Annotated in this window: 18 protein-coding genes; 5 read left to right on the forward strand and 13 right to left on the reverse strand. The window is 66.6% G+C overall.

The window, feature by feature from the left end:
* Nucleotides 1-66 precede the first annotated feature (66 nt).
* From LO55_RS10820 to LO55_RS10880, 13 genes are all read right to left on the reverse strand, one after another.
* On the reverse strand, nt 67-2,184 hold the full coding sequence (locus tag LO55_RS10820) for a DUF7024 domain-containing protein (RefSeq protein WP_071361462.1): 2,118 nt from the start codon (nt 2,182-2,184) through the stop codon (nt 67-69).
* A 462-nt stretch (nt 2,185-2,646) separates the two neighbouring features.
* A complete protein-coding gene (locus LO55_RS26985) occupies nt 2,647-2,976 on the reverse strand; it encodes a PIG-L family deacetylase (RefSeq protein WP_229410122.1) in 330 nt (109 codons plus the stop codon).
* A complete protein-coding gene (locus LO55_RS10830) occupies nt 2,966-3,820 on the reverse strand; it encodes a GNAT family N-acetyltransferase (RefSeq protein ID WP_071361463.1) in 855 nt (284 codons plus the stop codon). The genes LO55_RS26985 and LO55_RS10830 overlap by 11 nt, the downstream gene beginning before the upstream one ends.
* Entirely contained in the window at nt 3,820-4,194 is a 375-nt protein-coding gene (locus LO55_RS10835; RefSeq protein WP_005665468.1) for a GtrA family protein, read from the reverse strand. Before LO55_RS10835 ends, LO55_RS10830 begins: the two co-directional genes overlap by 1 nt.
* A complete protein-coding gene (locus LO55_RS10840; protein ID WP_370659607.1) occupies nt 4,187-5,239 on the reverse strand; it encodes a glycosyltransferase family 2 protein in 1,053 nt (350 codons plus the stop codon). Before LO55_RS10840 ends, LO55_RS10835 begins: the two co-directional genes overlap by 8 nt.
* 12 nt (nt 5,240-5,251) lie before the next feature.
* Nucleotides 5,252-8,188: a glycosyltransferase gene (locus LO55_RS10845; protein ID WP_071361464.1), complete on the reverse strand. Its 2,937-nt coding sequence runs from the start codon at nt 8,186-8,188 to the stop codon at nt 5,252-5,254.
* A 3-nt stretch (nt 8,189-8,191) separates the two neighbouring features.
* A complete protein-coding gene (locus LO55_RS10850) occupies nt 8,192-9,511 on the reverse strand; it encodes an FkbM family methyltransferase (protein WP_071361465.1) in 1,320 nt (439 codons plus the stop codon).
* The gene (locus LO55_RS10855; protein WP_071361466.1) at nt 9,508-10,731 is read right to left on the reverse strand and encodes an ABC transporter ATP-binding protein; all 1,224 of its coding nucleotides are present in this window, start codon (nt 10,729-10,731) and stop codon (nt 9,508-9,510) included. The genes LO55_RS10850 and LO55_RS10855 overlap by 4 nt, the downstream gene beginning before the upstream one ends.
* Nucleotides 10,731-11,531, reverse strand: a complete 801-nt coding sequence (locus tag LO55_RS10860) for an ABC transporter permease (protein ID WP_071361467.1) — start codon at nt 11,529-11,531, stop codon at nt 10,731-10,733. The genes LO55_RS10855 and LO55_RS10860 overlap by 1 nt, the downstream gene beginning before the upstream one ends.
* 168 nt (nt 11,532-11,699) lie before the next feature.
* A complete protein-coding gene (locus LO55_RS10865) occupies nt 11,700-12,458 on the reverse strand; it encodes a Crp/Fnr family transcriptional regulator (protein WP_071361468.1) in 759 nt (252 codons plus the stop codon).
* 17 nt (nt 12,459-12,475) lie between these two features.
* Nucleotides 12,476-12,742 carry a VanZ family protein gene (locus LO55_RS10870; protein WP_229410123.1) on the reverse strand — a complete coding sequence of 89 codons (267 nt, stop codon included), beginning with the start codon at nt 12,740-12,742 and terminating at the stop codon, nt 12,476-12,478.
* Nucleotides 12,743-12,852: 110 nt separating this feature from the next.
* Nucleotides 12,853-14,121, reverse strand: coding sequence for a tetratricopeptide repeat protein (locus LO55_RS10875; protein ID WP_229410124.1), 1,269 nt, complete (start codon nt 14,119-14,121; stop codon nt 12,853-12,855).
* A complete protein-coding gene (locus LO55_RS10880) occupies nt 14,118-15,911 on the reverse strand; it encodes a CHASE2 domain-containing protein (RefSeq protein ID WP_071363760.1) in 1,794 nt (597 codons plus the stop codon). The genes LO55_RS10875 and LO55_RS10880 overlap by 4 nt, the downstream gene beginning before the upstream one ends.
* A gap of 338 nt (nt 15,912-16,249) precedes the next feature.
* Between LO55_RS10880 and LO55_RS10885 the strand changes: the two genes are divergently transcribed.
* The 5 genes from LO55_RS10885 (at nt 16,250) to LO55_RS10905 (ending at nt 24,538) form a co-directional block, all read left to right on the forward strand.
* Nucleotides 16,250-17,626 (forward strand): FecR family protein, encoded by a 1,377-nt coding sequence (locus tag LO55_RS10885; RefSeq protein ID WP_071361470.1) that lies wholly within the window; start codon nt 16,250-16,252, stop codon nt 17,624-17,626.
* Between the two features lie 371 nt (nt 17,627-17,997).
* Nucleotides 17,998-19,758 (forward strand): DUF4214 domain-containing protein, encoded by a 1,761-nt coding sequence (locus tag LO55_RS10890; RefSeq protein ID WP_071361471.1) that lies wholly within the window; start codon nt 17,998-18,000, stop codon nt 19,756-19,758.
* Nucleotides 19,759-20,015: 257 nt separating this feature from the next.
* Nucleotides 20,016-21,824 (forward strand): type I secretion system permease/ATPase, encoded by a 1,809-nt coding sequence (locus tag LO55_RS10895; RefSeq protein WP_071361472.1) that lies wholly within the window; start codon nt 20,016-20,018, stop codon nt 21,822-21,824.
* The gene (locus LO55_RS10900; RefSeq protein ID WP_071361473.1) at nt 21,824-23,182 is read left to right on the forward strand and encodes an HlyD family type I secretion periplasmic adaptor subunit; all 1,359 of its coding nucleotides are present in this window, start codon (nt 21,824-21,826) and stop codon (nt 23,180-23,182) included. The genes LO55_RS10895 and LO55_RS10900 overlap by 1 nt, the downstream gene beginning before the upstream one ends.
* A gap of 3 nt (nt 23,183-23,185) precedes the next feature.
* Entirely contained in the window at nt 23,186-24,538 is a 1,353-nt protein-coding gene (locus tag LO55_RS10905; protein ID WP_071361474.1) for a TolC family outer membrane protein, read from the forward strand.
* Nucleotides 24,539-24,716 lie beyond the last annotated feature (178 nt).

Genomic DNA, 24,716 nt, shown 5'->3' on the forward strand with positions numbered 1-24,716 from the left:
GCCAAATAGGCGGCTATGCCGCCGAGGCTTGCTGCACCACTATTTTTTCACGCCATCAAGGCTTCTTCATTGGTCGGCGCTGTTGCCGATTGCGATCTCGACCAGGCCGATGCCCAGCTCGCGCGGATCAGGCCATTCGCCGCGCGCCTTCGGTGAGATCGGCTTCGGCACGTCGATCGTCAGGGTGCGCTGCGTGCCGTCGGTGGTGAGGCGCAGCCGCGCTTCCTGGACGCTGCCCGGGAGGCGGAAGGTGGCGCTCTGCTCACCCACGCGCACGGTGAACGGCAGGCCCGCATTGTCGGCATAGGCGCGTCCCTTGATGATCAGGTCCAGCCGCTTCGGCAGCGGGCGGGCGAAGTGCAGCGCCACCTGCTTGCCATCCGACCAGCGCCCCCAGCCCTCGGCATGCGACAGGCCCTCGAACCGCGTCAGCAAGCCGCCTTCGACCAGTTCCTGCGACAGCTGGAAGGCGCCGATCGGATGGAATTCGCCGGCCAGGCGCACCAGCGCGTAATCGTCGGTCTTGATTACCGGCTTGACGTCGGCTGGCAACGGGTGTTGGCCGATGACCAGCAGCCACTTCTTGCGCACGGGCAGCTGGTAGCTTTCGATCGGGGCGCCCGGCGCCAGTTCCAGCATGGCGCTGTCATTGTCGTCGATGTGGAATTGGGCGCGCATGATGTCCACCTCCCGGGAGGCGGCGATCGTGATCTGGTTGCGCTCGTGGCGCGGCACGTGGTCGCGCGCGGCGATGCCTGCGTGGTCCGGCGCCCAGCCCGAGACGATCTGGGCCAGGTAGGCGGTGGTCAATTGGGCGCCCAGCGCCACGGTGGTCGGCAGCAGCACGAACAGGAACAGCGAGGCCGCGCTCTGCTGGCCGAACGCCCACAACGCCAGCGCCAGCAGGCCGAGGCCGCCGACCATCCAGCCGCTCCACAGGGCGACGTCGATCGACGTGATTTCCGGGCTGTCGATCGGAGCCAGCGCATAGTGCGGCAGCAGCGCGAGCGCGGCCACGATGGCGGCGCCCACCAGCACGGCGGCGGCGACGCGCGCGCGCGGCGCGGCGGTGCGCAGGGCCGGCATCGAAAATGCGGCGCCGGCCAGCAGCAGCAGCAGCGGGAAGGTGAAGCTGTAGTAGCGCAGGTGCAGGCGCAGCACTTCCTGCGGGCCGACGCCGGCGATCGAGGCGGTGTAGGCCACCGTCATACCGGCGGCCGAGCCGAGCATCAGGAAGGCGTACAGCGCCAGGCGGTTGAAGCGGAGGGCGGCGGCCTCGCGCGTGGCGCGGCTGAGCACCCATTGCAGCAGGATCGCCATCGGCAACGGCAGCAGGATCGCCAGCGCCATCAGGTGGCCGCGGCCGTTGATGAAGCCAGCCGCGGCCAGCAGGCCCAGCTTGCTGCCGGCGCTCGAGCTGGCGGTGGAACCGTAGAAGCTGCCGAACAGGCTCAGGCCGGCGTCGCCGGCCAGCACGTAGCCGAGGCCGAACTTGACGGCCAGGGCGCTGGTGGCCAGCACCAGGGCGGCGCCCGCGCCCTCGCGCAGCCAGCCGCGGCCACTGCGGTCGCCAGCGCCACCACCGCCGCTGTCGGCGGATTCTTCCATCCGGGCGGCGATCACAAGGAACAGGCACAGGCCCGGCAGCAGGAACAGCGCATGCACTTTCACCAGGCTCATCATGCCCAGCACCAGGCCGGCCGACAGCGCAAGGCGTGCCCAGCCCCAGCGCGCTTGGGTGAGCAGCATCCAGCTCAGCACCAGGACGCCGAAGTAATAGGTGGCCTCGGGCATGAAGAAGGCGGTGTACAGGTTGAACGGCCCCATCAGGCACAGCAGGGTGATGGCGATCGCCACCACGGGCCGCGCCACCTGGCGTCCGATCATGTAGATGAAGGGGCCGGCGCCGACATACAGCAGCACGTTGCCGAAACGCGCGCAATCATAGAAACCGGTGCCGCAGGCGCTGGTGGCGCTGAACAGCCACAGGTACAGATAGGACGGCACGATGGCTTCGGCCAGCGGCTGCAGGCGCGACATCCTGCTGTAGTACCACTCGTCGGCGAAGATGGCCGGATACAGGCCGTGGTTGCGCAGCGCCAGCCAGGCGAGGACGGCCGCCAGGCCGGCGGCCAGGATCAGCCATTCGCGTTTGTCGGTTGCAGGCGTGGCCGCAGGCAGCATCGTGGTTTCCTTTTTATTATGGTCGGGAAGGCAGGGCGCGCCATGCCGCGATCGCCGCGTGCATTCGCTCCCAGTCGAAGAATTTGCGCTTTTCGTAGTACAAAGGGCCCGGGTGCGGACGCTCGTCGAGACGGGCCGGATCGACTTTCTGCAGCGCCTGCTCGCCGCGCAGCAGGTAGTGCAGCAGCACGAAGGGGAACAGGCCGATCCAGGTATTGCGCTGCGACGGATAGGACAGGCACAGGCGCAGGTAGCGCCGGCGCGCGGCCCAGGAGATCGGGGTCGCTTCGACCGGGCCGTTGGCCGCCATCGGCGCCAGCACCCGGAACAGCGGTCCGCCCAGGCCCTCGGCCTGGTACAGCGAGAATTGCCAGGTGCGCGCCAGCAGGCCGCGTTCACAGGCCAGGGTCACCGTCAGCGCATGCAGGGCGTCGTGGTCGTGGTGGCCGCCTTCCCAGGCCGTCACATGGATCGCCTCGATCGGGCAGAAGCTGTCGATCCATTGGCCGATCCAGCGTCCGGCCTGTTCCAGGTGCAGCGGCAGGCGCGCGTCGCCGATGCCCAGCTGCTGGCCGGCGAAGAACACGTCGCCGGGGCCACGCCCAGTTGCGCGAGCACCGCCAGCGATTCGGCGTTGCGCTGCGCGGCGCTGCTCTTCGCGGTCTGGCCGTCGGTGAGATAAGCGCAGGCCACCCGCACCCCCTGGCGGCGCAGGGTGGCGATGCGTTCGAACACCCCGAACTCGTCGTCCTGGTGCGCGAACAGGAACAGGGCGACCGGCTCAATAGGCATCGAAGTCGAGGAAGCTGAACTGGATACGGGAAGGATCGAGCGCGGAAACACGCGGCACGAACGAGCGGTAGATCAGGTTCAGCGGCGAAGGCCGCAGGCGCTGCGGGATGCTGGCGTAATTCCACCAGCTGGCGTTGGCGTCCGGGGCCAGGCCGATCAGCAGGCGCAGCGGCGACAGCAGCGGCGCGGCGCCGTTGTCCGGCGCGGCTTGCAGCGGCCCATCCAGCTCGGCATAGGCCGGCAGGCGCAGGCCGAAGGCGGCGGCGTAGAACTGCTGGCGCGCGCCATGCGCGCGGCGGTGCACCGGATTGTGCGGGTTGGCGCAGCGCCAGGCCAGGGCCTCGGGGCTCCAGCTGCGTTCGAACGACAGTTGCGCGGCGGGCGCCTTGGGGCCGTGCGACAGCGTGCCCAGGCCGACCCGCGCCTCGAGCGGGCGCACCAGCTGGAAACCCAGCTTGCGCACGAAGCCCGGCGTGCTGTTGGCGTTGGCCACGCCGTACACGCCGTCGAAACCGGCGGCGGCGCCGGCCTCGAAGGTGGCCGCGGCGAGCTTGGTGAACAGGCCCTTGCCCTGGTAGTCGGGGTGGGTGGCGGTGTTCAGCGACAGCAGGACCAGCGCCTCGCGGCCCTCGACCCAGGCGCGCTGCGGGATGCAGACGTAGTGGGCCGCCAGGCGCTCGCCGTCCCAGGCGTCCATGCCGACCGCGGGGCCGTCCGGGTTGGCGGCGTACAGCCAGGTGAGATACTCGGGCGTGAACTTGTCGGCGCCGGGGAAGCAGGCGGCGAACAGGGCGCCGTATTGCGCCAGCGTGGCCTGGTCATGGGCAATGGAAGCGATGCGCATCACTTGAAGATCCAGTAGCGGCTGAGCAGGTATCCGTTCACCGCCACCAGCGGCAGCGACAGGATCTTCCCGGCCAGCGGGTTGTCGACGAGGGCCACCGTCAGCGCGACGCAGGCGATGGTCAAACCATAGTTCAGGCCCACCACGCACATGTAGCGGGCAAAGCTGCTTTTCGACGCCGCCTGGTCGAACGTGACCCGGCTGTGGAAGGCGTAGTTGACCAGCAGGCCGGCCACGAAGCCGGCGCTGGCGGCGGCCGTGTGGTGGAATCCTTTCATGACCAGCAGCTGCATCAGGCCGACGTCGATGCCGGCGCACAGCAGGCCGCCGGCCACGAATACGCCGAACTGGCGCAGGCGCGCGGCGTCAATCATCGCGGCGGCGCCGGAACAGCGTCTTCTTGTGCAGCGGCCGGCTCGGCACCGAGGCGATGTCGTAGTTCAGGAAGGCCAGGATCAGCTGCACGCCCATGATCACCGGCAGCGCGGCCAGCATCACGGTGCCGGCCGGGGTCTCGACGTCGCTCTGGGCCGAGGCGATCCAGTGCGCGACGCCATACACCAGGCCGAAGGTGGTGAGCAGCACGCCGATCGGCAGCTCGAGCGAGGCTATCGACAGATTGCGCAGGTAGTAGTTGTAGAACAGGCGCTTGAAGAAGTTGCGCACGTTCTTGACCGCGAACTCGGTGATGACCTTCGAGACCTTCAGGTTGCTCACTTCGTCGCCATACACCGCGTCCATCGGCACGTCGACCGCCACCGCGCCCAGCGTGTTCAGGCGGAACAGCATGTCGCTTTCGAAGAAGTAGCGCTTGCTGATCTTGTCGAAGGGGAGGTAGCGCGCGGCATCGGCGTGGATCGCGGTATAGCCGTTGGTCGGATCGAACAGGTGCCAGTAACCCGAGGACAGCTTGGTCATGAACGACAGCATGGCGTTGCCGAACAGGCGCACCGGCGGCATCGCGCCCAGCCGTTCGAGGTTGAAGAAGCGGTTGCCCTTGGTGTAGTCGGCTTCGCCGGCCAGGATCGGGGCCACGAACACCGGGATCAGGGACGCGTCCATCTGGCCGTCGCCGTCGATCTTGACGATCACGCTGGCGCCGTCCGCGATGGCGGCGCGATAGCCGGTCATGACGGCGCCGCCCACGCCCTGGTTCTCGGCGTGCTCGAGCACGGTCACGCGCGGGTCGCGGCAGTTGGCGCGCACGAACTCGCCGCTGCCGTCCGGGCAGCGGTCGTCGACCACGTAGACGCGCGCCACTTCGGGACCGATGCCGGCGATGACGCCGATGATGTGGCGGGTGACGCGGTAGCTCGGGATCACCACTGCGATCGTTGCGGGCGCAGGTGCGGCGCCGGCGGCGCGGGCGCCGGCCGGTTGGTCGATGGCGTTCATGGCTTGGGTGACGGTGACGTTCATGGGATTTTATGATTATCGGGTATTGACGCCCGCCTGTGCTGATCCAGGCAGGGTCTTGTACCAGCGCTGGCGCACCAGCGCGTCCAGCGCCTGCCGGGCGCTGCCGTCCCAGGTCAGCCACGGCATGCCGGTCGACGGCGGCGCCGTGCCGGCGCGCTGCAGCGCCAGCCAGCCGGTGACGGCGTCGGCCAGGTCTTGCGGCGCCAGGCCTTCGAAGTAGGCGGCGTGCTCGCCGGCCACCTCGCGGAACACCGGCAGGCTGCGCGCCAGGATCGGGATGCCGTGCTGGGCGGCCTCGATCAGCGGCAGGCCGAAGCCTTCGCCCTCGGACGGCGCCAGCAGGGCCGAGGAATTCGCATACAGCTTGAGCAGCATCTCGTCCGAGATGCCGGCCAGCCAGAACAGGCGCTTGGCCTTTTCGGGATGGGCGGCCATGCGCTCGCACACCTTCTCGACCATCCAGCCCTGCTTGCCGACCACCACCAGGTTGACGTCGACCCCGCTCTCCCACAGCAGCTCGAAGGCGGCCAGCGCCTGGGCATGGCCCTTGCGCGGCTCGACCGTGCCGACCATCAGGAAGCTGGGGCGCTGGCCAAGGGCGGCCAGCACCTGGTCGGCGTCCGGCGGCAGGCCGAAGCTCGGGGCGCTGGCGTCGATGTCGGCGCCCAGGTGGAAGTGGGCCAGCTTGAGCGGGCTGCGGCGCTCGAGCTTTTCCTTCTCCACCCAGCCGGCCAGTTCGTCGGCCACGGCGCGCGAGATGCACAGCACGCCGTCGGCCACCTTGTGCACGGTGCGCAGGAAGTCGCCGAAATACTGTTCGGTCCCGAACGGGAACACCTCGGGCCGCAGGATCGGCAGCACGTCGTAGACGACGAAATAGACCTCCACGCCGCGCGCGCGCATCTCGAGCAGGCGCTGCTCGTTCTGCGAGGTGCCGTTGGTGAACAGGTCGAGGCCGAAGAACACGTCGCCGGGACGGATCTCGCACGGCGCGTCTTCCAGCGCCAGCTCGGATTCGCCCACCTGCTTCATGCCGAAGCCGCGCGCATAGCAATACGGCTGATTCGCGCCGACCGAGTACACCGGCTCGATCCGGAAGCCCGCCGGCGGCGCGGCGAACAGCGACAGCAGGATGCTGCGCACCACGCGCTGGATGCCGGTCTTGAGGTCGGACTGCACCATGGCCGAGACGTCGACCAGCAGCTGGCGCTGCGGCGCCGGCGCGCGGTTGAACGCGATGGCGGCGGCCAGCGCCGGCAGCTCGGCCTGGGCCGCCAGCGGCGCCGCGGCGTTCACCACGCGGCGGTAGACGGCGTCGCGGCCATTGCGCGCGAAGTCCTCGATCGCCTCGAGGTACAGGCGCCCGACCTGTGGCGGCGCGTGATGGCGCGCCATGTGTTCCAGCGCGTTGCCGGACAGGCGTTCGCGCAGCGCGCGGTCCGCGCGCAGGCTGGCCAGGCCGGCCGCCAGGTCGGCGGTCTCGAAGCGGTCCTCGAGCTTGACCAGGACGTCGTCCGGCAGCAGCGCGGTCGAGCCGTGGGCGTTGACCACGGTCGGCACGCCGTACAGCAGGCAGTCCAGCACCGAGGCCGAGGTCTCGCCGCGGGTCGCATTGCGCAGCTGCACCGCGCCGTCGCAGGCGGCCAGCCAGTCGGCGTACGCCGCGGCGTCGACGAAGCCGGTGATGCGGATGCGGTCGGCCGCGGCGCTGGCGGCGATCCGTTCGGCCAGCTGCTCGCCATAGGGGCCGGGATCGTTGGCGCCGACGAACACCAGCCGGCAGTGCGGATCGGCGCCCAGCGGCGACGCCAGGAAGGCGTCCAGCAGCTCGGCATTGAGCTTGGTGCCGCCCAGCATGCCGAAGGTGCAGACCACGAAGGCGTCGTCGTCCAGGCCGAGGCGGCGGCGCGCGGCGGCGCGCGCCGCGGCGCGCCCGGCGTCGCTGGCGGCGCCGTCCGGACGGCCGCGCAGCAGCGGGATGGTGCGCCAGCCGTCGGCGGCGCCGGGGCCATACCATTCCTCGGCCAGGGTGCGCGAGAAATCGGAATGCACGATCACGCCGTTGGCGTGGTCGAGCACCGCCTTGTTGAGCGGGTAGGTCCAGATCGACGGATTGCGGCCTTCCTTGCGGTGCGACAGCAGGCCGGTATAGCCGTGCGATTCGTACAGCGCGCGCAGGAAGCCCCTGGGCAGGTATTTTTCGCGCTCGAGGTTGTCGAGCACGCCCGAGAAATAAAAGTCGTGCAGCACCACGGTGCCGGGCACGTCGCGCAGCAGCTCGAACATGTGCTGGTGGGCGTGCGAATTGCCGAAGTGGTAGACCACGCGCTCGAATTCGCGGGCGTGGGCGCGCAGCCAGTCGGGGTCGCGCAGGCGCATGCCGTCCAGGCGGCGGTCGTCGACCTTGTCCTGGGCCACCACCAGCTCGACGTCGTAGAACGCCGACAGCTCGGGCACCAGTTCGGCGCTGTAGTCGGCGATGCCGGAATGGACCGGCGGCAGCGGCGAGACGTAGGCCAGTTTCGGGCGGCCGGACGGCATCGGCGCGGGCTGCGCGTGTGCCGTCGTGGCCGCGGCCACCAGCGCGTCGAGCAGCGCGTCCGGCGCGTGGGCGCCGGCGGGGTCGCGCGACAGCGCCGGCCAGGGCGTGGCTTCAGCGGCGCCGGGCTGCCCTTCGAGGACGAGCACCGCGGCCGGCGCCAGGCCGGCGATCGCATGGCGGCGCAGCAGCGCGCCGACGCGCGTGTCGGGCGACAGCTCGAAGGCGCGCACGCGCCCGGCCAGCCTTGGTTCGAGACGCAGGATTTCCAGCGCGTCCATGTCGTGCAGGGGCGCGGCCACCCACAGCTCGCACCGCCCATCCGCCTGGCGCGCCAGCGCGGCGCACAGTTCCAGGACGGCCGGCGCGACGCTGCCGTGATGAGCGAGAAGATCGATAATGATGCGCATGATTCAAGTGCCTGTGTGTGGATTGCGGGCGCGCTGCAGGTCGGCCAGCACGTTGCGGACCGAGACCGGCAATCCCCTCAGTTCGTCGGGGACGTGGGTGACGTCCGCCGGCAGCGGATCGGGCGCCGCCTGCTTGACGGCGACCAGCGTCACCGCCACGCGCCGGCCCAGCGCCGGATAGCGCAGCAGGATCGGTATCAACAGGCGGCGCAGCAGCTCGACCCTGGTCAGGCGCTTGACGATGCGCGCCAGCAGGTTCGGGCCGCGCAGTTTGCGCGCCAGGCTGCCCGCGCGGCGCAGCGGACGCGTCACGCGCCAGGACGTGCTCTGTTCCATGGCGGCGATCTGGTTCTGCATGCCGACCGCCCAGGCATGCATTTTGGCGGCGTCGGCGTGGACGCGGTCCAGCTCCTGGTTCACGGCGGCGATGCGGCCTTCGGCGAGTTCGGCGCGTTCGTGCGCATAGTCGGCGCGCGCGTTGGCCTGGTCGGCGCGCTGGTTGGCGCCGTCCATCTGCCACAGCAGCTCGGTGTTCTGCGCGCGGTAGTGCTCGGTCTGCTCGGACATCTCGCGCACCCGCTGGCCGGCCCCGGCCAGCGCCTCGTTGAGCGTGCGTTCGGCCTGCCAGGCATGCTCCAGGTGCCAGGAGATGAACCCGTCGAACACGTTCGGCTGGATGCCGAAGTGGGCCAGCAGCTCGGGATGCTCCTCGGCCACGTAATAGCGGTTCAGCCCATCGAACCAGGCGAAGCGGTAGCGTTGGCTGGTCACCAGGTGCTCCCAGCTTTCGTGGTTGGTCTCGCGGCTGTTGGGCAGGGTCGCCTCGATCACCAGCACCCACGGGCGCCAGCGCGCGAAGTCCATCCCGCGCAGCACCTCGCCCTCGAATCCTTCGACGTCCACCTTGAGGAAGTGGATCTCGCCGCGCACGTGTTCCGCGCAGACCGACGCCAGGGTGCGCACCGGCACCTTGAGTTCGGCCACGTCGTGGCCCTCGGCGCGGTGCATCTCGGCCACCGACTGCTCGGGCGAGGCCCAGCCGCGCACGGCGGGCACGTCATACAGGGTCAGCTCGCCGTCGGCGGCGCCGGCCGCGATGGCCAGGTTGACGTCGTGCGGGCGCTGCTCTTCGAACGCCTGGTGGAAGGAGGGCAGCGGCTCGATGCTGATGCCGCGCCAGCCGCGCTCGTAGAAGGCCTTGGTGACCGAGTGTTCGACCGGGTCGTTGGCGCCGACGTCGATGTAGAAGCCGTGCTTGACGTGGCCGAGCGCGCGCCACAGCAGCACGTCCTCGGAATTCTGGGCGTAGGATACGAAAGTCATGTGCGTTGGATGTCGATGGCCGGGTCGAGCCAGGCCGAACCTTCGAAATGGGGGCGGCGCATGTTCATCACCGTGAACACCAGCGCCAGGTCGCGCCATTCGTAGTTGTTGACCAGGTGGGTGTCGGTGCTGACGATCGCGGTGGCGACCGAATAGGTGCCCGGTCCCAGGTTCATCGGGAAGGCGAAGCGGTAGACCACTTCCTCGCCGGCCGCGACGTCGTCGAGCGGCAGCGCCTTGAGATGGGTATTGGTGCCGTACATCGCCTGGCCGAGACGGTCCTTGATCATGTAGCCGAGCACCATGCGCGGGATCGGCGCGTTGACCTTCACCTTCACTTCGAGCGTGACCGGGCTGCCGACGTCGACCACTTCGACCCGCTCGCCGTTCTCGTCCAGCAGCGCGATATCGGCCACGGTCGCTTCGCCGGTGCCGGACACGGTCTGCACCTTGCCGTCGGCGATCTCCTTGAGCCGCACGGTGTCGTTCTCGCGCTCGGCGATCATGGCGTTGTAGTAATCCATGATTTCCTCGGGCCGGCCTTCGCGCGCCAGGCGCCCGCCGTCGAGCAGGATGGCGCGGTCGCACACCGACTGGATCGCCTGCTTGTCATGCGAGACCAGCAGCAGGGTGGTGCCCTCCTTGCGGAACTGGCGGATGCGGTCGAAGCTCTTGTGCTGGAAATAGGCGTCGCCCACCGACAGCGCCTCGTCGACGATCAGGATGTCGGGACGGCGCGCGGTGGCGACCGAGAACGCGACCCGCATCTGCATCCCGCTCGAGTACACGCGCACCGGCTGGTCCATGTAGTCGCCGATGTCGGCGAAGGCCTCGATCTGCGGCATCAGCTCGCGGATCTGTTCGACCGACATGCCGAGCAGCTGGCCCGCCATGTAGGCGTTCTGGCGGCCGGTGAAGTCGGGATGGAAGCCCATGCCGAGCTCGAGCAGGGCGGCGACGCTGCCTTCCATCGCCACGTGGCCGGTGCTGGGCTGGGTGGTGCCGGTGATCAGCTTGAGCAGGGTGCTCTTGCCGGCGCCGTTGATGCCGATCAGGCCCACGGCTTCGCCCGGCGAGACCTGGAAGCTGACGTCGCGCAGCACCCATTTGAGGGAATGGCGTGGACCGCGGAACGGCAGGATCCACTCCGCCAGGCGCGACAGCCGGGTGGGGTAGGTCTTGTACGCCTTGCCCAGGTTGGAAACGGTAATCGTGCCCATCAGAGTTCATCCACCATTTCGCCGGCGCGCTTGCGGAACAGGCGCATGCCGAACACGCACAGCAGCAGGGCCAGCAGCGCGACCCATCCGATCGATGTCCAGTCGGGCGCCGTGCCGTGGACCAGGATCGCCTGGTAGGCTTCGATCAGCGGCACCATCGGGTTCCAGGCCAGCATCCCGCGCACTTCCGGCGGCAGGATCGAGGCCGGATAGACGATCGGCGTCAGCCAGAACCAGAACTGCATCGCGATCGTCACGAACTGGCCGACGTCGCGGAAGAACACATTGAGCACGCCGACGATCATGGCCAGCCCGATCGCCAGCAGCACCTGCACCAGCAGCACCGGCAGCAAGGCGGCAAACATCAGGCCCGGGAAGTTGCCGGTCGCGATCAGGAATACCAGGAACAGGCCGAAGATGATGCCGAAATTGACCAGGGCATTGAGCACCACGATTACCGGCAGGCAAATGCGTGGGAAACTGATCTTCTTGATGACGTTGGCCTGTTCGATGAACATGTTCTGGCCACGCGCCACGATCTCGGCGAACAGGCCCCAGGTCAGGATGCCGGCGCACAGGTAGATCGAGTAGGCGAAACCGGATTCGGCGCCGGGCAGCCTGGTGCGCATGACCTCAGAAAAGATCACGGTGTACACCAGGATCATGGCCAGGGGACTGAGCACCGACCACAGGGCGCCCAGAATGGCATTGGCGTATTTCGACTGGAATTCGCGTTTGACGCTGCCCAGCACGAAACCGCGGTAGGCCCACAGGCCTCGCAGCATCAGGGGCGAAATCATGGGGTCGTCGTCAGAGGCGCCTCGGGGGAGGGCAGGAGAGTTGTCGTCATAGTAATGCTGAGCGTGAAGAGCGGAATTATACCCCACGGTCCAGCACACAAATTGTTCAATTGTAACGACCTGTCAATTGGCGAGACAGGCCGCGACAGGCTTCCCGCAGCCGGCGCTTCAGCCGCCCTGCGCCAGCCTGTGCAGGCCATCGGGATCGAGAATGATCAAGCGGTGCGCATCCTTTTGCACGATTCCCTGCTGGGCCAGCAGCAAGAGGGCCCGGGTGACGGTTTCGCGGCTGGTATTGATCATGTTGGCGATGTCCTGGTGCGTCGGCAGGTTCTCGACCACGCGGCGGCCGTCCTTGTCTTCGCTCTGCTGCATCAGGGTGATATAGGTATAGATGCGGCGCGTCGTGTTGTTAATGCTGAGCAAGGCGCGGAATTCGGAATCGCGCTGGATCTTCTGCGCCAGGTGGCCGAGCATCTTGCGCGCCACCGACGGCGAGTGCGAGAACAGGTGCATGGCGGTCGAGGCCGGCAAGAACGCGACCAGCACCTCGGAGGTGGCGATCACCGAGGCCGAGCGGGTCGAGCCGTTGATCAGGGCGATCTCGCCGAAGAAGTCGCCGGCCGCGAGCATGCGCAGGCCGACCGCGCGCCCGTCCTCGGTCACGTCGATCACCTGCAACTGGCCCGACAGCAGGAACAGGAGGGCGTCGCCGATGCCGCCCTTGTGCAGGACGACCGAGCGCTTCGGGAAGTGGCGGTAGCGCAGCTCACCCTTGACCTTGGCGATTTCCTCGTCGCTCAGGTCGGCCAGGAGCGGAATCTTGCGCAGGTGGACCTGGATCTGGCGTTCCTGCAACTGCGGGGCGGCCCCGTTGGCGGCGTCGGAAGCGCTGGCGAGTGCTGATAGCTTGGTGGTGGAACTCATCGATTGCTTCGGTCTCGTCAAAAATGCCCGATCAGGAACATGGCGATGGCGGCGCCGCCAATGCCGGCGGCGTTGGCGCCGATGTCGCGCCAGCAGAAGCGGCGGTCAGGCACCAGCGCCTGCAGGCATTCGATCAGCCAGCCGCCGATCAGCAGGCCGGCCAGCCACCATGCGGCCTCGCTTCCGGTCCGGGCGATGCGCAGCGCCAGCACCGTCAATACGGCATAGGCGGCGAAATGCAGGAATTTATCGTTCGGCAGCGGCGGCAGCCAGCGATTGGGCACCAGGCACCCCACGCATAGCCCGAGGGCCGCGCATACGAACAACATCACATCCAGACCCATCTCGCCAATCGCTTCCCGCCAGATTCAAGACAGCGATTGTACCGCCTGGATCACTGAGTATGCCACTGCCAACTCAGCTGCAGCTGGCGGTTATTGTACTGAAAGATCGAGATGTTCTCGCGGTTGCGCACCGCGCGTGCTTCCAGCACGATGCTCTGCTGCTTGCCTATCCGGTAACTCAGCGAGGCGCGCGCCACCTGGGTGCGCTGGGCGCGCACCTGGTCGATCAGCAGTTCGGGCGAATAAGGGCTGGCGCTGTCCCAGGTCTGGCGCGTCCAGGCGAGTTCGCCGGTCAGGCCCCAGGCGATCGGCTGGCGCAGGTTCAGGCTCAGGTAATTGCCGTGACGGTTGCCGCCCGGGCGGTCGCCCAGCGCCCGGTCGGACATCAGGCCGGCGCTGGCGGTGGCGCTGAAGCCGTCCAGATGATGGCTGAGCAGCACGCGGCCCTCGAACAGGTTCGAATCGAAGGCGCTCAGCGTCGCGTAATCGTTGCGGGTGACGGCGCCGATCAGGTGCAGCTGGGTGCGCGCCGGCAGCGGCAACGGCGGCGTCACCCGCAACTGGGCCTGGCCCTGGCGCTGGTACAGGTGGCCGCCCATGCCCGAGACGCCGAGCGAACCGGTGGCGCGCAGCAGCCAGGTCTTCAGGCGCCAGGCCGACTCCAGGCCGCCATACAGCGCCGCCGTGTCATAGTCGCGCAGCTGGTCGTAGCGCCGGCCCTGCAACTGCAGGAAGCCGAGGGTGCCGTTGGCGGTGACGTCGCGCACGTAGTCGGCGCTCACTTGCGTGTACCCGTCGCGCTTGGGCAGGAAGTCTTCCAGCAGCGGCAGTTCGACGCTGCCGTCCGGCCCCTCCACCACGAAGGACGAGTTGCTGGCGCCCTGGTTGACGTTGTCGTCCACGCCGCGGGTCAGGCTGACGGTGCCCGAGACGGTCGGGGTCCAGCTGACGCAGCCCGTGTCGCGCGCCTCGGCGATCAGTTCCAGGATCTCGCGCCGTGGATTGAAGCGCGTTTCGACGTTGGCGAACAGGCGTTCGGCCTCGTCGCCCTGGCCCAGGCTGCACTGGATCAGCGCCAGGTCGAGCCAGGCGCCGGCGTGCTGCGGCACCATCCCGATCAAGCGCGCCATCTGCTCGGTGGCGTCGTTCCTGCGGCCCTCGGCCAGCGATTGCAGGGCTTCCTGGTACAGCAGCTCCGCGGCGGTCGGCGCGCCCGGCGTGGCGGACGGCGCGGCGGCGGACTGCGCCAGCCCCCAGCAGGGGGCCAGCGCGACGGCCAGGCAAACGAGCGAGCGGATGATGGCGGACGGCTGGCTCACGGCGCGCCCTCCATGGTGGCGCGATTGGCGCTGGCCTGCGGATTCATGCTGGTATCGAGAGTATAGAGGGGAGTTGCTTTTTCCTTGCCGCGCAAGTGGCGTTCGCCCAGCGGGAGAAAGCGGTGGCGCCGGCTGTGCTCGACCGTGCCGGGCCCGATGATCATATCGTGCGGAAAATCGCGCGCGACCTGCTCCAGGCGGGCGGCCGTGTTGACGCTGTCGCCGACGGCAGTATAGATGCTGCGGAACGAGGTGCCGAAGTCGCCCGCCATCGCGGCGCCGCTTTCGATGCCGATGCGCACCCGCAGCGGCTTGTGGCCCTGCGCCACCCGCGCCGCGCTCAGTTCGGCAACGCGGCGGCGCATGGCGCAGGCGGCGTCCAGCGCCAGGTCGGCGTGCTCGTCGAGCGGTAGCGGCGCACCCCAGAACGCCATCATGCCGTCGCCGGTATATTTGTCGAGCGTGCCCCGGTGAGCGATCACGGGGCCGGTCAGGCAGTCGAGGAAATCGCGCGTCAGCCTGGCCGCTTCTTCCACCGGCAGGGTCTCGACCTGGCTGGTATAGCCTTCCATGTCGGCCACCAGGGTGGTGACGTCGCGCCGGCGCGGACGCAGCGGGTCCTGCTCTTCGCTGCGCAGCAGCTGCTCGACCACGGCCGGGGCCACGTATTGGCGCAGCGTCTGCAACAGGTGACGCGAACGGCGCTGGGCCTGTTGCCATTGGTAGGGAACGGCCACCGCCAGCAGGAACAGATTGGTCGCCAGCGGGCCGACCGGCGCGAAGTCCGGATCGTGCGGCGCCGCCAGGCAGGCGAGCAGCAGCCACAGCGCCGAGCTGGCGCCCAGCAGGACCACGCCGGCCGCGGCCGACAGGCGCGGGAACAGCAGCGTGCAGGCGATGCACGAGGCGGCGGCGAACAGGCAGGCGATCAGGCGTCCCGGCCACGGCGCGGGCAGCTTGCCCTCCTGGCGGTCGAGCAGGGCCGACAGGATGGTGGCCTGCACGCCCAGGCCCGGACGGTTGGCGGCGAGCGGGGTCGAGACCCGGTCGCCCATGCCGAGCGAGGACGAGCCGACCAGCGCCAGGCGTCCGCTGGCGCTGGCCGGGACGATGCGCTGGGCCAGGATATCGGCGGCGCTCACCACGGTGTAGGCGCGCCAGTCGCGTGCGTAGGGAATGCGCATCATGCCGGTGTCGTCCAGCGCCGGCGGCGCCTTGCCGCTGCAGCAGTTGAGCAGGGCCAGGCCCAGCGCAGGGTAAGCCTGGCCGCCGAAGCGGGTCACCAGTGGCACATGGCGCAGGGCGCCGTCGGGATCCGGGATGAAGCCGATCGCGCCGATATGGGGCGCCGCCGCCAGCGCGGGATAGTTGCCGATATAGCCGGTGGCGGGGACGCCGCCGGCGTAGCCCTTGACGGCGCCGCCCAGGTGGCCGTCGAGCACCGGCTGCGGCCGGTTGCCGGCGAAATCGAAGTCGAAGGCCTGGGCCGGCACCACCGGGCCGTGCGCCGCCAGCAGGGCCAGGCGGGTGTCGCCTTCGGTGCCGGTCGGCGCCGGCAGCAGGATGTCGAGCGCGACGCCGCGCGCCTCGTAGCCGGTGAGCAGGATCTCGACCAGGTGGGCCAGGCGTTCGCGCGGCCAGGGCCAGGGGCCGAGTTCGTCCAGCGAGGCTTCGTCGATGTCGACCACCAGGATGCGCGGCTCGGGGGCATCGCTCACCTGCAGGCGCAGGAAAGCGTCGCGCAGCCATTCGTTGGGCAGGAACGACACCTGGTTGAGCGTCAGTCGCATCCAGCTGTTGTCGGAAAGCGACAACGGCGCATGAATGCCATATTGCGACCACAGGGTCACGACGAAGGCCAGCGCAGCGATGACCCAGCGTCCCCGGGGTCGTGCTTGATTTCTCGGTTCAGCCACGCGCTGCGCTCTTATATTAGGTCGGTCGATCAGAAAAGGTGAGCAAGTATAGCGTTCGGGTTGCTCAATTGCATTGTTTTTATTGAAACGTCATCAATAGTAATTGATAGGTTGGCTGATGGGTCGGATCGGGCCTTTGCGCTAGAATGTGATGGTTGTCACAGATCACTGTCTTGACGGCACGGTACAGTGGAGAAGAAAGGGGAACCATCTTGCAAAAATTATTGTTGATCGCAACGCTCGCATGCGCCGCACAGTTCGCCCATGCCGCCGATGCGGGCAAGATCGTCTTCGTTGCCGGGGCCGCGCAGGCCGGCGACCGTCCCGCCGTGGAAGGAAGCCAGGTCGAGGAAGGGCAGATGCTCTCCACTGGCGCCGACGGTTATATCTATGTGAAAACGCCCGACAACGGCCTGTTCATCCTGCGCCCGCAGACCCAGGCGCGCATCGTCACCTACCGTATCGACGAAAAGAACCCGGCCAATACCCGCGTCAAGTTCGAGCTGATCAGCGGCACGGCGCGCAGCAAATCGGGCGACGCGGTCAAGCACGCGCGCCAGAATTTCCGCTTCAACACCCCGGTTGCCGCGATCGGCGTGCGCGGCACGGACTTCACCGTGTTTACCGATAACGACACCTCGCGCGTGTCGGTGTTCTCGGGCGGCGTGGTGGTCAGTGGCTTCGTGGGTGGTTGCCGTCCGGATGGCGCCGGGCCGTGCGAAGGCGCGACCAGCCGCGAATTGAGCGCGGCCCAGCGCGGACAGCTGGTGCAGGTCACGCGCGGCCAGGGCGCGCCGCAGGTGCTGGAAGAAAGCGCGCAGGGAGCAGGGAGGGCCGCGCCGGCGCGGCCGGACGAGCCGCTGTCCAAGAAAGATAATGACCAGCCGAAGGTGAACGTCGAGGTGGCCAAGAATATCGGCTTGAACGAGGCAATCGACAAGGTCGTCAATGCCAATCCGGGCGTCCCGGTCGACCCGGGGCCTGGGCCGACGCCAACGCCGGTGCCAGTGCCGGAGCCGGCGCCAGGTCCGGTCGACCCGGTCGGACCGCCGGTCGGCGTGCCCAACCCGCTCGAACGCACGGCGATCTGGGGCCGTTGGCAGCCCTTTGAAGGCGAGCCTCCGGTGATCGATTATGCGACCCAGGGCAAGGACAGCGAGCTGATTGCACTGAACGGTTATTTTGCGCTGTATCGCTCCCGCGGGAATGAATATGTCACGCCGAATAACGGCAGCGTTGGCTTTGGCCTGCGCAGCAGCGAGGCATATGTCGTGACCGAATATGGCAGCGGTAATACGGTGACCAACAAGGCGACTTTATCCGGCGGCAGCTTGAATGTGGACTTCGGCAAGCGAAGCTTCTCCACCAATATGGACCTGGTCACGCGGACCGATACCGTCAAGCTGCGCGGGGAGGGCACCGTGACCGGCGATGGGCGCTTGTACAGCACTGCCGACGGCCGCCTGGGCTACCTGAACATCCAGGGGTTGATCACCAACGAGCGTGGTCCATCCAGCACCGCTGCGACGATTTTCGACGGTCGGATCGACGACCGGCGGACAGTCAACGGCGGCGCGACATGGCGTTGATCCACTTTCTGACGTATTTTGCAAACCCCGGGTAACCGGGGTTTTTTTATTTCCCACATATTTAAATGCGGAATTAAATGATATGTATCGAGTGTTTCAAAATGTAAGCGTCGACAAGGAATAAAGGCGGGATATTGACGCTCTGCCGCAGGTGAGAATGTTAGAGAATCGCAGTTGAGTACGGACGAAGGCAAAGAATTTGTCGAGATTTTGTAATTTTTTCGAGAACTTTGTCCGTTGTGTGACGGCCATCACACAACACATGAGTCCGCTTCTGTCATGATGCGGTCCGTTGGGCTTCAAGGGTGCCAGCACTCTTGCAATAACGAAACAACATTTCGATCGATCGATCTATTTTATTGGAGTAATACATGGCAATCGTCGCTACCCACGTCGCAGCAGTTCAAGAACTGTACGTCGCATACTTCGGCCGTCCAGCTGACCCAGCTGGCCTGGACTACTGGACCAACATCGTCGAAGCCCAAGGCTCGACCGCTGCTGTGTCGGCAACCTTCGCTGCTTCGCCAGAGTACATCGTTTCGTACTTCGGCAAGACCAATGGCCAGATCGTTGACCAGATCTACACCAACCTGTTCGGCCGCACCGCTGACACCGCTGGCCGCGCTTACTGGGTCAACCTGCTGAACAACGGCACCATCAAGGTCGACACCATCGTCGCTGAAGTCGCTGCCGCCGCACTGACCACCGACGCTGAAATCATCGAGAACAAGGTTGCTGCCGCTACCGCCTTCACCGCTGCTGTCGACACCGACGCTGAAATCGCTGGCTACAACGGCACCGCAGCCGTGACCCTGGCCAAGGCATTCATCACCGGCGTGACCACCGACGCATCGCTGGCTACCGCTATCGCTACCGCTAACCTGAACGCCAAGGTTGCCGAAGTCGTCAAGGCTGGCACCCCGTTCACCGTGACCGCTGGCCTGGCTGCTTATGAAACCGCTCAGGACAACCTGGCTGACTTCGTGGAAGAACACGACGGCGCCACCTCGGTCACCCTGACCGCCGATGTCGACGCCGCAGTCGGCGTGGTCGACGGTCTGGTTGCTGGCACCTACACCGGCGCAGCTGCCGGCGTTCAGGCAGCTCTGCTGGCTGAGCAAGTTCGTCTGAACAACGTCGCTCTGACCACCGCCAACACCGAACTGACCAACGCCAACGCCGCAGCCGCTGCTGTGAGCTCGGCTCTGGTCGCAGCGATCGCCAACAAGCGTTCGGCTACCGTCGCTAACGAAGAAGCCATCGAAGCTGCTGCTGCTTCGCAAGTCGAACTGGACGTCGCTCAAGCTTCGCTGAACGCACGTGTCGGCGGCACCCTGGACGTGACCCCAGTTGCTGCACCTGCAACCGGCACCACCCCGGTCGTGACCTTCGAAAACACCGACGGCGACACCGTCAACCTGATCTCGATCAATGCTCGCGGCAACCTGGTCCTGGCTACCGGCGTGACCGAAGCTGACTACCCAGGCGTGACCGCCCTGCGCGACGCACTGGCAACCGACATCGCCGCTGACGTCGACGCTGGCCTGGCTGCTACCGCCCTGACCCAGGCTTCGAACGAGCCAGTCCTGACCGCCAACGCTGCTGTCGTGACCCGCGTTGAAACCGCCGTCACCGGCGTGGAAAATGCTCAGACCGCAATCGAGACCCTGACCGATGCAGTTGCTGACCTGACCGAAGCACGTGCTGACCTGGCCGAGTTCAACGCTCTGACCAAGGCTGTCACCGACGCAGGCGCCGCGTTCACCGCTGCTGGCTACGTTGCTCCTAAGTTCCTGGAAGTCGACGGTCCTCAAGCCGCTACCTCGGGTTCGGACATCTTCGTCCTGGGCGACGCTGACACCGTGTCGATCACCAGCTTCGGCCGTTCGGGTTCGGACTCGCTGTTCATCGGTTCGCAGTTCACCCTGAACACCGGCGACCTGGATGCAGGCAACGACGCAGTGATGGAAGTCTTCTTCATCCAGAACGGCACCCGCACCGAAGTCCACGTCGAGCAAGCTGCTTACGGTTCGGACAGCGGCGCTGTGAGCGTCATCACCCTGATCGGCGTTGATGCTGACGACCTGCAACTGAGCAACGGCATCATCTCGCTGAAAGCACCGACCGCCTAATGTCTTGCCCGCATTAGCGGGCGGCATGAAACAGTCGAAACCCGCCACCGCAAGGTGGCGGGTTTTTTTTATGGGGACAGCTGTGGATGGCGAGCCACTGAACAATGATTATCATGACAATTATTTGTGACGAGGATCACATCTTCCGTTTGTTTTAGGTCATAATACGCGTGCTGAGCAATTTGCTTGTTTTTCGGCAACTTGTGGGGCCAGTCCGAGTTCCGCTCGATACTGTTCTGCATTCCAGATCACAGCCCATGAAAAAACTGCTAGACGAAAAAAACGAGATCCAACGCGCCTTACTCGGGTTCAAAAGCACGTTCATCACCATCGGGGTGTTCAGTGCGATCATCAACATACTGATGCTCACGCCGTCCATCTACATGCTGCAGGTGTACGATCGCGTGCTGGCCAGCCGGAACGAAATCACGCTGCTGATGCTGACGCTGCTCATGCTGGGCGCGTATCTGTTCATCGGCGCGCTGGAAGTGGTCCGCTCCTTCGTGCTGGTGCGCGTTGGCGCCAAGTTCGACATGACGCTCAACAAGCGGATCTACACTGCTGCATTCGAGCAGAACCTGAAGCAGGCCGGCGGCAATGCCGGCCAGGCCCTGAACGACCTGACCAGCCTGCGCCAGTTCCTGACTGGCAATGCGCTGTTCGCATTCTTCGACGCGCCCTGGTTCCCCATCTATCTGTTCGTCATCTTCCTGTTCGAGCCGTCATTGGGCTGGTTCGCCCTGGGTGGCACCGTCATTCTGGTGATCCTCGCGATCGTCAACGAACGCGTGACGCGCGCGCCGCTGTCCGAAGCGAATTCGATGGCCGTGTCGGCCAGCACCATGGCCACGAACAACCTGCGCAACGCGGAAGTCATCGAGTCGATGGGCATGCTGCCGAACCTCATGGGCCGGTGGTTCAAGACCCATGGCAAGTTCCTTTCACTTCAGGCGGATGCGAGCCAAAAGGCCGGCAGCATTGGCGCCGCCACCAAATTCGTCCAGACTGCATTGCAGTCGCTGGTGCTGGGCTTCGGCGCACTGCTGGTGTTGGAAAACAAGATCACGCCGGGCATGATGATCGCCGCGTCGATCCTGGTGGGCCGTACCCTTGCACCGGTCCAGCAGGTGATCGGCGTGTGGAAGAGCTGGGCCAGCACCCGCAGTGCGCACGAGCGCCTGACCAAGCTGCTGGAGACCAACCCGGCGCGTCCGGCTGGCATGGAACTGCCCAAGCCACACGGCGCGCTGACGGTCGAAGGGGTCACCGCAGCGCCGCCGGGCGTGAATGTGCCGATCGTCCGTAATCTGAATTTCGGCATCAACCCCGGCGACGTGCTTGGGGTGATCGGCCCGAGCGGATCGGGCAAGTCTACCCTGGCGCGCCTGCTGGTCGGTGTCTGGCCGTCCATGGTGGGTAAGGTGCGCCTGGATGGCGCGGACATCTACCAGTGGAACAAGGCTGAACTCGGCCCAAATATCGGCTACTTGCCGCAAGATATCGAACTGTTCAGCGGCACGGTCAGCGAGAACATCGCCCGCTTCGGCGACGTCGACGCCGAAAAAGTGGTGACGGCCGCCAAGCGTGCCGGTGTGCATGACATGATCCTGCGCCTTCCAAAGGGCTATGACACCCCGCTGGCCGACGGCGGCGGCGGCTTGTCCGGTGGCCAAAAACAGCGACTGGGCCTGGCGCGCGCCATGTACGACGACCCGGCGCTGATCGTGCTCGACGAACCGAACTCGAACCTGGACGACGTCGGCGAGCAGGGCCTGGTCAATGCCGTGATGGACCTGCGCAAGCGCGGCAAGACCATCATCCTGATCACGCACCGTTCGACCATTCTGGGCGCCACCAACAAGCTGCTGGTCATGAAGGATGGCTCGGTCCAGGCCTTCGGCCCGACCCAGCAGGTGATGGCGGCGATTCAGGACGCCAATAAGAAGGCGCTGGAAGCAGCGCGGGCGGCGGAAGCCGCGAAAACGGCGCAGCCTCGCGTCGCCGGGCCTGGAGCGCCGGCAGCGCCTGCCGCCACTACCACGCCAGCTACTGGAGAAACGAACTGATGAAGTTGGTAAAGAAAGAGAAAGACGCGGCGGAAGTGATCACGCACGACGTGACGCCGCTCGAAGTGCAGACCGATGCGCGCGCCTTCAGCCGCATCGGCTGGTTTGTCGTGCTGTTCGGCTTCGGCGGCTTCCTGCTGTGGGCGCTGCTGGCGCCGCTCGACAAGGGCGTGCCGCTGTCCGGCACCGTGGCCACCGAATCGAACCGCCAGGCCGTGCAGCACCAGGCCGGCGGCACCGTCCAGGAGCTGCTGGTGCGCGATGGCGACGTGGTCAAGAAGGGCCAGGTGCTGGTGCGCATGAATCCGATCACGGCCCGTTCGGCGGTGGAGGTCACCGACGCCCAGTACCTGTCGGCGCTGGCCAATGTCGCCCGCCTGACGGCGGAACGCGACGGCGCCCGGGCGATCAAGTTCCCGGAAGAGATGGAAAAGCGCCGCGCCGAACCGCGTGTCGCTGAACTGATGAGCACGCAAAACCAGCTGCTGATGGCGCGCCAGAGCTCGCTGCAAAATGAACTGGCCGGCATCGACGCCAGCATCGAAGGCCTCAAGGTGCAGATCAGCGGCCTGCAGGAATCGCGCGACAGCAAGAAGGAGCAGGTCGAGTTCCTGAAGGAGCAGCTGGGCGGCATGCGCGACCTGGCCAAGGAAGGCTACGTCGCCCGCAATCGCCTGCTCGACCTCGAGCGCACTTATGCCCAGCTGGGCGGCGCCATCTCGGAAGACATCGGCAACATCGGCCGCTCGCAGCGCCAGGTGATCGAGCTGACGATGCGCCGTGCCCAGCGCGCGCAGGACTACCAGAAGGAAGTGCGCACCCAGCTGGCGGATTTCCAGCGCGAGGCGGATGCCCAGGGCGCGCGCCTGCAGGGGCAGCGCTTCGAGCTGTCGAACGTCGAAGTGAGGTCGCCTGCCGACGGCGTGGTGGTTGGCCTGGCGGTGTTCACCAACGGCGGCGTGGTGCCGTCCGGCTTCAAGATGATGGACATCGTCCCGAGCAACGCCCCGCTGATCGTCGACGGCCAGCTGGCGACGAACCTGGTGGACAAGGTTCATCCGGGCCTGCCGGTGGAGCTCATCTTCTCGGCCTTCAACACCAACAAGACCCCGCACATCGACGGCGAAGTGCTGTACATCTCGGCCGACCGCAGCGTCGACGAAAAGACCGGCGCGCCGTACTACAAGGTGCACGTGAAAGTGACGCCGGAAGGCCAGAAGAAGGTCGCCGCGCACAATATGGACATCCGCTCCGGCATGCCGGTCGAGCTGTTCGTGAAGACCGGCGAGCGCACGATGATGAGCTACCTGCTCAAGCCGATCATGGACCGCGCCCACTCGGCGCTGAGCGAGGAGTAAGCGATGGCGCGCACACACGCATTCCGTTTGCGCGGCCTGGCGGCGGGCGCGCTGCTCGTCGCCGGTTTCTGCGGCGCGGGCAGCGCCGGCGCGGTCACGCTGGAAGAGGCCTACCAGGCCGCGCTCAAGAACGACCCGACCTTCCGCATGCGCTACTACGAGAACGAGAGCGGCAAGGAAAACCGCATCCTGGGGCGCGCGCAGTTGTTGCCCCAGGTGTCGGCCAGCCATTCGGTGAACCGCAACATTACCGACCAGTTGCAGTACGATCAGTTAGGTCGTCCTGTGCTGCAGCATCCGAGGTATTTCAGCCGGTCGTCGGTGGTTCAGCTTCGCCAGCCGCTGTTCAATATGGACGCTGTTCAGCGCTATCGCCAGGGTAAGGTGCAGAGCGACCAGGCCGAACAGGCCTATGAGGCCGGGGTCGACGAGGTGTCGGTGCGCGTGGTGAGCGCCTATATGGACGCCTTGTTCGCCGAAGACCAGCTGGCGCTGGCGCGCGTGCAGCGCGATATGTATGCCGAGCAGCAGAAGGTCAATGACTTCCTGTTCCAAAAAGGCGAGGGCACCAAGACCGATTCGCTGGAAACCCAGGCCCGGCTCGACCTCGCCGAGGCTCAGCTGGTCGAGGCCCAGGATCACGTGGTCGCGGTGCGCAACACCCTGGCCGGCGTGATCGGCATGGACCCGGGCACGCTCGACCAGCTCGGCCCGAATTTCCGTCCGGTGACGCTCGACGTGGCCGGTTTCGAGGAGTGGCGCAAGCTGGCACTGGAGCGCAACAACACGCTGGCGGCGACCCGCCTGGGCGTGGAAAATGCGCGCCTGGACATCAACCGCAACCGCGCCGGCCACTTGCCGCGGGTGGACTTCGTCGCCGCCTACAGCAAGAACGACAGCGAAACCCTGAACCTGCGCGGCACGGAGTCGACCAACCGCTCGCTCGGCATCCAGGTCAACATCCCGATCTATTCGGGCGGCGCCATCAACGCCCAGACGCGCCAGGCCGCAGCCACCTATGGCCGCGCGCAGGCCGAACTGGACGCGCGCACCAACGAAACCCTGCTCGAGCTGCGCCGCGCCCACGACCTGGTGATGAGCAGTGGGCGCAAGATCGACGCCCTGGTCAAGGCCGTGGACTCCAGCAAGGAGCTCATGAAGGCCACCGAGCAGAGTATCAAGGGTGGGGTGCGCATCAACCTCGACCTGCTCACCGCCCAGCAGACCTTGTTCACCAGCCAGCGCGACCTGGCCCAGGCCCGCTATTCCTACCTGGTGGGCCTGATGCGCCTGCGCGCGGCGTCCGGCACGCTGGCGCCGGACGCCATCCGCGAGATCGGCGCCTTCTTCCGCTGATCCGAAAAGGGGGGGCACTTGCACCCCCTTCATCTATCTGGGCTGGCAGTGGGCGCTCGATGGCGGGCGAGTTACTTCTGTCGAGCAATTGCTGCGTATTGCATTCGGGGTCATCAACAGATAACGGTGACAGCGCCTTTATCTGCGGTCAACCAGGCCTATCTGGATGGCAATTTCC

The sequence above is a fragment of the Massilia timonae genome (assembly GCF_001866515.1).
Taxonomy (GTDB): domain Bacteria; phylum Pseudomonadota; class Gammaproteobacteria; order Burkholderiales; family Burkholderiaceae_D; genus Telluria; species Telluria timonae.

Bases quoted from the DNA above. Each gene is read 5' to 3' on its own strand.
- LO55_RS10820 (WP_071361462.1), bottom strand. From the start codon at position 2,184: ATGCTGCCTGCGGCCACGCCTGCAACCGACAAACGCGAATGGCTGATC.
- LO55_RS26985 (WP_229410122.1), bottom strand. From the start codon at position 2,976: ATGCCTATTGAGCCGGTCGCCCTGTTCCTGTTCGCGCACCAGGACGAC.
- LO55_RS10830 (WP_071361463.1), bottom strand. From the start codon at position 3,820: ATGCGCATCGCTTCCATTGCCCATGACCAGGCCACGCTGGCGCAATAC.
- LO55_RS10835 (WP_005665468.1), bottom strand. From the start codon at position 4,194: ATGATTGACGCCGCGCGCCTGCGCCAGTTCGGCGTATTCGTGGCCGGC.
- LO55_RS10840 (WP_370659607.1), bottom strand. From the start codon at position 5,239: ATGAACGTCACCGTCACCCAAGCCATGAACGCCATCGACCAACCGGCC.
- LO55_RS10845 (WP_071361464.1), bottom strand. From the start codon at position 8,188: ATGCGCATCATTATCGATCTTCTCGCTCATCACGGCAGCGTCGCGCCG.
- LO55_RS10850 (WP_071361465.1), bottom strand. From the start codon at position 9,511: ATGACTTTCGTATCCTACGCCCAGAATTCCGAGGACGTGCTGCTGTGG.
- LO55_RS10855 (WP_071361466.1), bottom strand. From the start codon at position 10,731: ATGGGCACGATTACCGTTTCCAACCTGGGCAAGGCGTACAAGACCTAC.
- LO55_RS10860 (WP_071361467.1), bottom strand. From the start codon at position 11,531: ATGATTTCGCCCCTGATGCTGCGAGGCCTGTGGGCCTACCGCGGTTTC.
- LO55_RS10865 (WP_071361468.1), bottom strand. From the start codon at position 12,458: ATGAGTTCCACCACCAAGCTATCAGCACTCGCCAGCGCTTCCGACGCC.
- LO55_RS10880 (WP_071363760.1), bottom strand. From the start codon at position 15,911: ATGCGACTGACGCTCAACCAGGTGTCGTTCCTGCCCAACGAATGGCTG.
- LO55_RS10890 (WP_071361471.1), top strand. From the start codon at position 17,998: ATGGCAATCGTCGCTACCCACGTCGCAGCAGTTCAAGAACTGTACGTC.
- LO55_RS10895 (WP_071361472.1), top strand. From the start codon at position 20,016: ATGAAAAAACTGCTAGACGAAAAAAACGAGATCCAACGCGCCTTACTC.
- LO55_RS10900 (WP_071361473.1), top strand. From the start codon at position 21,824: ATGAAGTTGGTAAAGAAAGAGAAAGACGCGGCGGAAGTGATCACGCAC.
- LO55_RS10905 (WP_071361474.1), top strand. From the start codon at position 23,186: ATGGCGCGCACACACGCATTCCGTTTGCGCGGCCTGGCGGCGGGCGCG.